The 10,970-nt window shown below is 71.6% G+C and carries 11 protein-coding genes; 7 read left to right on the forward strand and 4 right to left on the reverse strand.

Annotation, left to right across the window (positions count from 1 at the left end; translation table 11 throughout):
- Window positions 1-253: 253 nt before the first annotated feature.
- The gene (locus tag OG823_RS30905; protein ID WP_371483448.1) at window positions 254-1,186 is read left to right on the forward strand and encodes a Gfo/Idh/MocA family protein; all 933 of its coding nucleotides are present in this window, start codon (window positions 254-256) and stop codon (window positions 1,184-1,186) included.
- Between the two features lie 245 nt (window positions 1,187-1,431).
- Here OG823_RS30905 and OG823_RS30910 read toward each other — a convergent pair whose 3' ends face one another.
- Window positions 1,432-2,166 (reverse strand): alpha/beta fold hydrolase, encoded by a 735-nt coding sequence (locus OG823_RS30910; RefSeq protein ID WP_371483449.1) that lies wholly within the window; start codon window positions 2,164-2,166, stop codon window positions 1,432-1,434.
- Window positions 2,167-2,251: 85 nt separating this feature from the next.
- Here OG823_RS30910 and OG823_RS30915 point away from each other — a divergent pair, with 85 nt between their 5' ends.
- Complete coding sequence (locus OG823_RS30915) at window positions 2,252-2,611, forward strand: winged helix-turn-helix transcriptional regulator (RefSeq protein ID WP_371483450.1); 360 nt, start codon at window positions 2,252-2,254, stop codon at window positions 2,609-2,611.
- A 126-nt stretch (window positions 2,612-2,737) separates the two neighbouring features.
- Here OG823_RS30915 and OG823_RS30920 read toward each other — a convergent pair whose 3' ends face one another.
- A complete protein-coding gene (locus OG823_RS30920) occupies window positions 2,738-3,646 on the reverse strand; it encodes an NmrA family NAD(P)-binding protein (RefSeq protein ID WP_371483451.1) in 909 nt (302 codons plus the stop codon).
- A 106-nt stretch (window positions 3,647-3,752) separates the two neighbouring features.
- Here OG823_RS30920 and OG823_RS30925 point away from each other — a divergent pair, with 106 nt between their 5' ends.
- A complete protein-coding gene (locus OG823_RS30925; protein WP_371483453.1) occupies window positions 3,753-4,319 on the forward strand; it encodes a TetR/AcrR family transcriptional regulator in 567 nt (188 codons plus the stop codon).
- A 299-nt stretch (window positions 4,320-4,618) separates the two neighbouring features.
- Here the strand turns inward: OG823_RS30925 and OG823_RS30930 are convergent, their stop codons facing one another.
- Window positions 4,619-5,476, reverse strand: coding sequence for a hypothetical protein (locus OG823_RS30930; protein ID WP_371483455.1), 858 nt, complete (start codon window positions 5,474-5,476; stop codon window positions 4,619-4,621).
- Window positions 5,473-6,021 carry a hypothetical protein gene (locus OG823_RS30935; protein WP_371483456.1) on the reverse strand — a complete coding sequence of 183 codons (549 nt, stop codon included), beginning with the start codon at window positions 6,019-6,021 and terminating at the stop codon, window positions 5,473-5,475. Before OG823_RS30935 ends, OG823_RS30930 begins: the two co-directional genes overlap by 4 nt.
- Window positions 6,022-6,797: 776 nt before the next feature.
- On the opposite strand from OG823_RS30935, the gene argB reads away from it, so the two are divergent.
- The 4 genes from argB (at window position 6,798) to OG823_RS30955 (ending at window position 10,939) form a co-directional block, all read left to right on the forward strand.
- Window positions 6,798-7,811, forward strand: coding sequence for an acetylglutamate kinase (gene argB, locus OG823_RS30940; protein WP_371483458.1), 1,014 nt, complete (start codon window positions 6,798-6,800; stop codon window positions 7,809-7,811).
- Window positions 7,812-8,003: 192 nt separating this feature from the next.
- A complete protein-coding gene (locus tag OG823_RS30945; protein WP_371483460.1) occupies window positions 8,004-9,383 on the forward strand; it encodes a lysine N(6)-hydroxylase/L-ornithine N(5)-oxygenase family protein in 1,380 nt (459 codons plus the stop codon).
- A gap of 140 nt (window positions 9,384-9,523) precedes the next feature.
- The gene (locus OG823_RS30950; protein WP_371483462.1) at window positions 9,524-9,781 is read left to right on the forward strand and encodes a phosphopantetheine-binding protein; all 258 of its coding nucleotides are present in this window, start codon (window positions 9,524-9,526) and stop codon (window positions 9,779-9,781) included.
- Window positions 9,782-9,943: 162 nt separating this feature from the next.
- On the forward strand, window positions 9,944-10,939 hold the full coding sequence (locus OG823_RS30955; RefSeq protein WP_371483463.1) for an ABC transporter substrate-binding protein: 996 nt from the start codon (window positions 9,944-9,946) through the stop codon (window positions 10,937-10,939).
- The last annotated feature ends 31 nt before the right edge of the window (window positions 10,940-10,970 follow it).

A 10,970-nucleotide genomic window follows, 5' to 3' on the forward strand; every position in this document is an offset into this window, starting at 1 on the left:
CGGATCCGGCGGTTGCGGCCCGCCTTGGACAACGTTATCCAGCCTATGGCAATCACGGGCTCGCCACGAGATCGACTCGGCCGCGGAGCCCGGCCTTCTCCCCGGCCGGGGCGGAACGTCCGTGGGCGGAGTTCCGAGTGATCCGGCCGGTCGACGACGGGTCGGCCCTGACTCCACCGCCGACGAGGTCCTCCGCGACGCCCGACGCATAGGGTGGGGCCAGCCGATGATCGTCCGCACCAGAGGAGACCCGATGAGCCCGACCCCTGCCCCCGACGCACTGCTCCCGGTCGCGGTGATCGGCCTCGGGGACATCGCGCAGAAGGCCTACCTCCCCGTCCTCACCGCGCTGCCCGGGCTCGACCTGCGGCTGATGACCCGTGACCGCGGCAAGCTCGACCGGCTCGGCGACGGCTACCGGATCGACCCCGAGCACCGCTTCACCGACCTGGACGAGCTGATCGGCAAGGGCGGCCTCCGCGCCGCCTTCGTCCACGCCGCCACCGACCAGCACGTCCCGATCGTCGAAGCGCTGCTCACCGCCGGCATCGACGTCTACGTGGACAAGCCGCTCGACCACACCCTGCGGGGCGCCCGCCGGCTGGTCGACCTCGCCGACCGGACCGGCCGGTCGCTGATGGTGGGCTTCAACCGCCGGCACGCCCCGGGCTACGTGCAGGCGAAGGAACGTCCCCGCGACCTGATCGTGCTGCAGAAGAACCGTGAGGGCCTCGCCGAGGCGCCCCGGACGCTGGTCTACGACGACTTCATCCACGTGGTCGACACGCTTCGCTTCCTCGTCCCCGGCGAGATCGAGCATGTGGACGTCCGCTCCCGCAGCCGGGCCGGCCTGACGGAGCACCTGGTGCTCACCCTGGCCGGCGACGGCTTCACCGCACTCGGCATCATGAACCGGGTGAGCGGCTCCACCGAGGAGGTGCTCCAGGTCTCCGGGGGTGACTCCAAGCGCGAGGTGGTGAACCTCGCCGAGGTGATCGACCACCGGGGCCAGCCGACGATCCGCCGCCGGGGCGACTGGGTGTCCGTCGCCCGCCAGCGCGGCATCGAGCAGGTCGTGGTGGGCTTCCTGGACGCCGTCCGGGCCGGCAGGACCCTCTCCGCGAGCGACGCGCTGCGCACGCACGAGCTGTGCGAGCTGATCGTGGAGCGGATCGAATCCGCCTGAGAGGCCGGCTGCGACCGCGCGGCGCCGACCGCTCCGGTGCGCGCGCGGCCGTCGGCCTGGGGCGTACGGTGCCGCGTCGGCCGTCGGCCTGGGTCGGACGGTGCCGGGTCGGACGGTCCGGGTGGCGCCGACCCGTCCGAGGCTCGCACCGCCCTCGCTCCGCGGCCGACACCGCCCCCGAACCACGGGCCGTGGCTCCGGCACGGGGCCGACCCGCGGCGGCCGCGGGATCCTCTGCTTCCCTGTCAGACGTTCTCGAGCAGCAGGCCGCTGAGCTCCACGGGCTTTGTGATCATGGCGTCGTGACCGGTCTCCAGTTCGAGGACGCGGGACGGCTCGCCGTTGGGCTGGGTCTGCGGGACGGCTCGACGGGTGACGCCCTCGGGCTCGCTGCCGACGCAGAGAACGTGAACCCGGGGGATCAGGGCCTGCGCGGGGTTGTCCATCTCGGTCGGCTGCTGGAAGCAGAGGACCGACTCGTCCACCAGCGTGGACCTGAGCCAGGCGATGTCACCGGGGTCGGTGACGCCGAACAGGCCGAGCGGCGCGGGGAACTCCGGCAGCGGCGGAATGCGCCAGGGGTGGGCGCTGCCGGCGGCGCCGTCGATCATGATCTGCGTGACCGGCATGACATCGACGGCGTTCTCGCCGTGCGTCGGCACCATCGCGTCGAGGTACACCAGTCGTGAGATGCGCTCGGGGACGCGGTTCGCCACGCTGGAGATCACCATTCCCGCGTAGCTGTGTCCGACGAGCACGACGTCGTTCAGGTCGTGGTCGAGCATGAGGCCGACGACGTCGTCGACGTGGGTGGTGAGCCCGACCTCGGGGCTGAGGAGGTGTGCCTTGTCCCCGTGACCGGTGAGGGACGGCGTGAAGACTCGGTGGCCCTGGGCGGCGAGCAGCGGGGCGACGCGATTCCAGGAGCGCCCGTCGTGCCAAGCGCCGTGGACGAGGACGTAGGTGGTCGGGTTGGGCATGGGTGTTTCCTTGGCCTTTCGCGCGGTGTGGTGCATGTCCTCGACACTAGGCAGCCGAAAGGTACCCGAAGGTACCCTTCGGCTCATGAGCCTCCGTCCCGGCACCGTCTTCCTCGCGGACTGCCCCGCCCGCCTGGCCATCGAGATCATTGCCGCCAAATGGGCCGTGGTCACGCTCTTCGCGCTGAGCGACGGCCCGCTACGGCACGGCGAGTTGGTCGAGCTGATCGGAGGCGTGTCCCGCAAGGTACTGACGCAGACGCTGCGCCGCCTCCAGGCCCACGGGCTCGTCGAGCGGCGCGCGTACGCCGAAGCGCCACCGCGAGTGGAATACGGCTTGACCGAACTCGGGCGCACCCTGGAGGAGCCCATCAGGAATCTCACCGAATGGGCGAGACGCAACGGTGAGGCGATCGTCACCTTTCATGAGGCGACCGGGGCATAGGCGCCCGCCGGCCCTTCGGTCGATCCGACCGCTGGTCCGTCGCGGCCTCGACCGACCTGCTCCCGGATGCGCCGGAAGGCATCGGCCTGGACCAGGAGTGAACGGAGCGACCGGCCCCGGGCAGACTCAGGCCGTGGACCGCAGATGTTCTCGGGCCCAGGTCTCGAAGGTGGTGAGGGGGAGTCCGAGGTCCCTCGCGAATTTCGGGTGGGCCGGCTGAGGATGCTCATTCAGATGTGCCTGCGCGAAGCCCATGTCGGGCATGCCGGCGGCGGTCGCCCTCTCCGCCGTCAGGTCTGGCGCGGTCAGCTCGGTGCCCAGGTTGCGGGAGAGGACCTCGGCGATGTCCGTCATGGTCAGGTGGTCGCCTGCCAGCTCCAGTTCGACACGGTCGAACCGCTCAGGGGCGGCAAAGGCGGCGGCAGCGGTCCTGCCGATGTCCTCCACCGCGACGAGGGACAGTTCGGTCGTGGGCTTCAGCAGGCTCACCAGGCCGCCTGCGACCCCGTGCGGGAACATGATTTCCGCGGAGGGGCGGAAGTTCTCCATGAAGAATCCCGGTTTGATGAGAGTCCAGTGCGTGAAGCCCGCCTCACGCACCCGGTCCTGGATGCCGGCCTTCGCGGTGAAGTAGGGGGCCAGCCACGCCCAGGGGCCCTTGACCCAGCTGGTGTGCTGCCCGGCTCCGGAGACGGAGGTGTGCACGAACTGCGGCACACCGGCGATCCTCGCACCCTCGATCAGATTGGCGGCCTGGGCCACCTCGCCTTCGAAGGCCCGTCCGTTCATGTCGGGCATCTGTACCGAGAAGACGGCGCGGGCTCCTTCAGCGGCCCGGATCACGGAGTCGAGGTCGTCGAGGTCGCCGGCGACCAGTTCGGCGCCGAGCGCTTGGACCGCCGTCGCCCGGTCGGCGGCGGGGTTGCGTACCAGGGCCCGGACGGGGATGCCCGTCGCCAGCAGGGCGCGGACGGTGGCACCCCCCTGCTGACCGGTGGCTCCGGTGATCAGGACGGGTGCGGATTCGGTAGTCATCGCGCTCCTGGGGTGGCGGCACACAGCTAAGTGGCGAGGCCCGCCACTTAGGTTTCCGTTACGATACGGAGGGCCCCGCCGTTTAACAAGCCCAGAGGTGACGACCATGACCGCCCAGCGCGCGGACGCCCGGCGCAACTACGCGCGGATCCTCGCCGTGGCCGAGGAAGAAGTCGCCGCGCACGGCGCCGACGCGTCCCTCGAGCAGATCGCCCGCACCGCGGGAGTCGGATCGGCCACCGTGCGCCGGCACTTCCCCAGCAGGAGCGCACTGCTGGAGGCCGTGTTCGGCGAACGGATCGAGACGCTGTGCGCCCACGCCGAGGAGCTGGCCGGCGCGGCCGATGCGCAGGCCGCGCTCGTGGACTGGCTGCGCGCGCTCACCACGTACGCCGCCTCCGCACGGGGCATGGCCGACGCACTGCTCCAGGACGGGACGGACGGCCCGGAACATGTGAACGCCTGCTCGGTGAGGCTCAGCGGGTCCGCCGACCCGCTGCTCCAGAACGCCGCGCAGGCCGGCGCGGTGGCGCCGGACGTCACCGTCGCCGACCTGGTCGCGCTGGTCACGGGCATCGTCCTGGCCACGGAACACCACCCGGACCCGGCCGCCGAGGCGCACCGACTGCTCGACCTGACCGTGGCAGGAGTCAGCCCCCGGAGACCGGGGTGAGGGGAGCGCGGTTCGACGCCCCGCTGCGATGCGTCGGCTGCGATGCGCTCGGCGGCGGGGCGGGTCGTCCAGGCGATCGTGAGGGGCTCCGCGTGCTGGTGGAGGCCGGGCTCGGTGGCGTTGTGGCTGCGGCGGAGCAGACCGGTGGTCACCGCGCCGGCGGCGAAGATCCCGGCAGCCCACCAGTGACCTCCTGACGGCAGGTCGACCACGCCTGGACGACCCGCGGGACGCGGTGCTCGTTCACCTGGCCCAGTGAGGCGGGCTCAGGCCGGGAGCGTCACGAACAGCGGCGCGGGTCACGGATAGCCGAACGGCTGCAGGATCGGCCCGCACACGTGCCAGTCGTCGCCGCCCTCGCTGGCGTGGTGGTCGAGGTGGGCGCACCACCACATCACCACGTCCTTGCCGTCGATGTTCTCGCCGTTGATCTGGGTGCCGATCTGGTCGTCGGTGGACGTCCCGAGGCGGCCGCGCAGATCCTCCGGTCCCTGGTAGGCGGTGACCGCCGCGTCGAGCCGGCCGAAGGCGTCCGCCACGCCGTCGAACGGGCCCGGGGCGATCGTGTACCCCTGGAGGTGTCCGAAGGGGTTCGACTTGTTCAGCACCGCGTAGGTGCTCCGCGGCGAGTGGGCGGCCTGGGTCTCCACCGTGTACGGCCTCCAGCCGGGGCCCCAGCCCCAGTCCGTGCCCACCGGTAGGTGTTCCAGGGCCAGGTTGTCGGACGCCCCGATGATGTCGAAGTCGAATCGCCAGTAGGCGTGGTGCCGGTGGTTGTACGGGGCCTGCAGGCCGGCGCTGTACAGCTGCGGCAGGATGATGCCGTCGCTGCGGAAGATCCACCGGTTGGTCAGCCGGTAGTGGCCGATCTCGTGGTAGCTCTCGACCACGAGGAACCGGAAGGACGGACTGGGGCTCCCCTCGTAGACGCCGACCGATCCGTGCATGTTCCCGGTGCTGAGCTGGTCCTTGTAGGGGCCGGCGGGGCCGTCGTACTGCACGCGGATCATGGGCAGACTGGCCTTGTGCAGGGCCAGCCGGTCCTTGAAGACGAGGTCGTAGAAGGCGATGGCCTCGCTGTCGCCGTCCACCATCTGCCATCTGAAACTCCAGACCGGAGCCTCGGGAGGCCACTTCACCGTGCCGGAGACGGTCATGACGCACCCCCGTGGGCGCCGGGGACCGGCCCCGCGCGGACGACGTCGCGGTCTGTCAGGTCCACCACGGCGAAGGCGCTCGGAAGCCTTCTGGTCCTCGGGCCGAAGCGCAGGTCGAGCAACCGGTGCCCGTGGCGCGGGCTGCGGAAGTCCACGTCCTCCACCAGGATCCCGGATCCGGACTCGAGGTCGCTCCCATGGGCCGACAGCCGTCCGTCCTGCCGCACGAGCTCGATGGCCCGGCGCTCCTCGGACGCCGACAGCTGCGGTTGGTAGCGGCGCCTGCGGACCTCGCGGACCGCGCCCGCGTCGAGATCGACCGCGACCTCCACGGCGAGGTTCTCCGTGTAGTCGTAGATGATCACCAGTGGATACTCGGCGTCCCGGCCGGTCGCGGCGGAGCCCACGCCGATGACCTCGTAACGCCGTTCGGTGAGCTCCCTGGTGACGTCCTCCGACTGCAGTGCCAGCTCCGCCGCGCGCCGGCTTCCCGCCTCGTCGACGATCGGCTCGGAGCTCTGGACGGCGACCGGCGTGGTCGTCACCGACAGCACCTGGGCGCGGAAGTCCGGGGCGTCGGAAAAGGGCGGATCAAGAATCGGTCCGAGATTGATGCCTCCCACATCGGACAGTCCCGGGGGAGGTAGCGCGTATTCGCCAGACATGACGAACCCTTCGGGTGGTACGGAATTCCAGCGTGGAGGAGGCCGCACCGCACCCGGCAATCCGGCCGTCGACATGCGGTCCTCGGCGGCGCGCCGTCCCACCGATCCGGTGAGACGGGTGCGTCTTCACCCGTATCGGTTCCCGCGCGGCGGGAACCGTCTCTCTCAGGATCTCACCTCGTACCACCGATGCAACCCCCTGGATCAGGCATCGACCGGTCGTGAATTCCTGTCCCCATCTTGTGAATTCACCGCTCGCGCGATCGGCTGCGCGGCTGGTGACGCCCGGTCGGGAGCGTCGGGCGGCGCATCCTCGCGGGCACCGGCGTCGTCCGGCGCGAAGGCCGTACCGTCGGCCGGTCGGACACGCGGGGGCCGCGTACAACCCCTGAACCCCCGCGGGGCACATCCTCCGGGCGGAGCCCGAGGCCCGTCGGCGGCGGACCGGACGGGCCCGCGGGTGTCCGAGCGCCTGCCCGGGGGTGGTGACGCACACCCCGAAGAGCGGTAAGGTAAGCCTTGCCTAATGCTCCGGTGCTGGTGGGAGCCATGGTCGGAGGAGGGGCCACGCGTTCGTCCGGGGCCGCCGGCGCCGGCCGGGCGGTGGTGTCCGGCTCCGGCGAGGTATCCGAGAAGTACCTGATTCTGGGGGGACAGTGAGCAGTCTTCCGGCCCGGCCCCACGAGGGGAGCCGGCCTCGGCCCGGGCCCGGTCCGCTGGCGGCGCTGCCGTCGCTGGAGCGCTTCCGCGGCCGGATCGTCGTGATCAAGTTCGGCGGCAACGCCATGGTCGACGAGGAGCTGAAGGCGGCCTTCGCGCAGGACGTCGTGTTCCTGCGCTACGCCGGACTGCACCCGGTCGTCGTCCACGGCGGCGGCCCGCAGATCAGCGCGCAGCTGGAGAGACTCGGTCTGGAGTCCTCCTTCACCAACGGCCTGCGGGTGACCACGCCGGAGGCGATGGACGTGGTCCGGATGGTGCTGGCCGGTCAGGTGCAGCGCGAACTGGTGGGGCTGCTCAACCGGCACGGCCCGTTCGCGGTCGGGCTGACCGGCGAGGACGCGCACACCATGACGGCGGTCAAGCGCTACGCGGTGGTGGACGGTGAACGGGTCGACATCGGCCTGGTCGGCGAGGTCGTCGACACCGAGGCCGGCGTGGTGCGCACGCTGATCCGGGACGGCCGGATCCCGGTGGTCTCGGGCATCGCGCGCGGAACGGACGGCCACGTCTACAACGTCAACGCGGACACCGCCGCCGCCGCGCTCGCTGTGGCGCTCGGCGCCGAGTTGCTGCTCGTGCTCACGGACGTCGAGGGGCTCTACGCCGACTGGCCGGTGTCCGACTCGGTGATCGGGCGGATCGGTGCCGCGGAGCTGGAGGCGATGCTGCCGGGCCTGTCCAGTGGCATGCTCCCGAAGATGGAGGCCTGCCTGCGGGCGGTCCGCTCGGGCGTCGGGGCCGCGCGGGTGCTGGACGGACGGGTGCGGCACGGGCTGTTGGGGGCCTTCGTCGGCTCCGGGGGTGGGACGCAGGTGGTCGCGGACGCTCCCGGCGCAGGACCGGTCCCGGCCGGGGCGGCCGAGCCGGCCGAGGTGGATGTGCCCGACGCGGAGGTGGCCGACGCGCAGACGGCCCGCGCCGAAGTGGCCGTGGCCGGCGCGGCCTGAGCCGCCGTCGGTCGCCCCGGCGCCGCCACGCGCGCGAGAACGGTGCGCACAGGGAGGGAATTTGACTCCCGCTCGATCATGATGGAAGTTAGGCAAGCCTTACCTTGCTCAAGCTGGTCCGGGGTTCGCCGCGGGACGCCCGGCCGCCGCTTCGTGAGGACCGACCAGCAAGCAGTCAACGGAAGGACGAGCATGCCGCGATCGCCCGAGGAGAGCGCACCTGACCGGGGCGACGGCGTCGAGGACCTCATCGGCATAGGCTTCGGCCCCGCCAACCTGGCCCTGGCCATAGCGATCGACGAGCACAACCGGCGGGCGCCGGCGGAGGCCCTCCGGGTCGGCTTCGTCGAACGGCAGGAGCGCTTCGGCTGGCACCGCGGCATGCTGCTGGAGGGTGCCACCATGCAGGTGTCCTTCCTCAAGGACCTGGTGACGATGCGCGACCCGCGCAGCCGCTTCACGTTCCTGACGTATCTGCAGGAGCGCGGCCGGCTCGCGGACTTCATCAATCTGAGGACCTTCTACCCGACCCGGGTCGAGTTCCACGACTACTTCGAGTGGTGCGCCGCCGAGTTCGCCGGCCGGGTCGGCTACGGGCGCCGGGCCGTCGAGATCCGGCCGGTCGAGACGGGCGGCCGGATCGGGGCCGTGGACGTGGTCACCGAGGCGGCCGCCGACGGCGCCGGCCGGCAGGTCCGCCGGGCCCGCAACATCGTGGTCGGCACCGGACTGCGGCCCCGCCTGCCGGAGGGCGTCACCGCCGGCGAGCGGGTCTGGCACACCCGGGACCTGCTGCACCGGGAGCCGCAGCTGACGGAGCGCCGCCACCGCCGGTTCACCGTGGTCGGTGCGGGCCAGTCCGCCGCCGAGGCGGTCGAGCACCTCTACCGGACGTACCCCGACGCCGAGATCTGCGCCGTCTTCTCGCGCTACGGCTACAGCCCCGCCGACGACAGCCCCTTCGCGAACCGGATCTTCGATCCCTCGGCGGTCGACGACTTCTACGCCGCGCCGCAGAGCGTCAAGAAGAGCCTGCTCGACTACCACGCCAACACCAACTACGCGGTGGTCGACGGCGATCTGATCACCTCGCTCTACCGCACGCTCTACCAGGACCGGGTGAGCGGCCGGGAACGTCTGCGGATCCTCAACACCACCCGTCTCACCGGTGTCGAGCACACCCCCGACGGAGCCCGCGCCCTGGTCCGCAACCTGGCCACCGGCGAGGAGTACGCCCTGGAGTCGGACGCGGTGGTGCTGGCCACCGGCTACACCCATGTCGACCCGCGCGAACTGCTCGGCCCCCTCGCCCCCGCCTGCCTCACCGACGGGGACGGCCGGCTCCGGGTGGACCGCGACCACCGGATCCTGACGTCCGATCACGTGGACGCCGGAATCTACCTGCAGGGCGGCACCGAGCACACCCACGGCATCACCTCCTCCCTGCTGTCCACGCTGGCCGTGCGCTCCGGCGAGATCTGCGACTCGCTGCTGCTGCGCCGCACCGGGCGGCAGCTGCACGCCGATCTCGCCGGTGACCAGGACGAGCGGATCGGCGCGGCCGCGCGGTGAGCGCCGTACCCGATCCCACCGGCGGCTCAGCTGCGGCCGCCGTACCCGCCCCGCCCGCCACCCGGCCGGAGCCGCACGCCCCCGCCCCCGCCCCCGCCCCCGCCCCCGATTCCACCCCGGACCCGAACGGACCCGTGACCATGACGTCAGGAGCAGGCGCCCCCGGCGGGCTCGACCGCGACACCCTGCGCGCCGACCTCGCCGACGTGCTCGGTGAGCGGCCCGAGGACATCGGCGACGACGACGACCTGCGCGACCTCGGGCTCGACTCGATCAGGCTGATGAGCCTCGTGGAGACCTGGCGGGCCCGGGGCGCGAAGGCCGAGTTCGCCGACCTCGCCGAAGCCGGGCCCACGCCCACCGTGCGGGCCTGGTCGGCCCACCTGTCGGGTCACTGAGCCGCCTTCCGGCCTGCCGCCCCGCCCCCGCCCGTCCCACTCTCGCCCCTCCCGCCCCCGCCCGTCCGGTCCGCCGCCTCGCCCCGCCGGGGCCGGGCAGCCGGGGGCGGCGGCGATGCCCCCCGCCGACACACGTACCCCGCAGCACCTCCGAGGAGAACCATGAACACCCGTGCCCTGTCCGTCCGCAGTCGCGGACTCGCCGCCGCCGTCTCGGCCCTGGCCGTGCTCTCGCTGGCGGCCTGCGGGTCGGACGGTGGCGGTGGTGACGCCGCCGCCGGCGGCAAGGAGAGCGCCCCGGCGTCCGGCCCCAAGGTCGTCGAGGCCACCAACGGCAAGGTCACCGTGCCGGCGGACGTCAAGCGGATCGTCAGCATCTCCTACGCCACCGGCGCGCTGCTCGACCTCGGCGTCCAGCCGGTCGGCACCAGCACCATCGACGACAACAACCCGGTGGAGCTGCTCCCCTCCCAGACGGAGGCGGCGAAGAAGATCGAGCCGATCGGCTCCGGCATCGAGATCAACATCGAGAAGGTCGCCTCCCTCGACCCGGACCTCATCATCGTCGAGGGCGCCACCGCCTTCGACTGGGGCGTGAAGAAGCTCGAAGGCATCGCCCCCACCCTCTACTTCGGCATCGACACGCCGGTCGACCTGCTGAACGCCCAGGAGAAGATCGCCACCGCCGTCGGCAGGGACGCCGAGTTCAAGAAGCTGAAGTCGGACTACGAGGCCAAGGCCGCGAAGATCAGGACCGACTACGCGGACAGGCTCAACACCGTCAAGTGGTCCATCGCCTCGTCCTACGGCGGCGGCGAGTTCCTGGTGGACACCAGCACCTCCTGGGTCGGCCGGGTGCTGGCCGACGCGGGCGCGAAGTTCTCCCAGGCGTCCTCGGACACCAAGGAGCACGAGGTCACCTACTCCACCGAGAAGATCGACGTGCTGGCCGACGCCGACGTGATCCTGGTGCCGCGGACGGCCGCCACCGGTGAGATCCCGCAGGACACCAAGGACCTCGACAAGCAGCCGTCCTGGCAGAACCTGAAGGCCGTCAAGGCCGGCAAGGTCCTGCCGGTCACCTACGCCACCACCGACCGCTACGGCACCTCCATCGACGTGCTGAACCAGATCGAGACGATCCTCAAGGGCCTCTAGGCCGCACCGGGCCGCCACCGGGCCGCGTCCG

Origin of the sequence: Kitasatospora sp. NBC_00315 (assembly GCF_041435095.1) — a bacterium.
Classification (GTDB): domain Bacteria; phylum Actinomycetota; class Actinomycetes; order Streptomycetales; family Streptomycetaceae; genus Kitasatospora.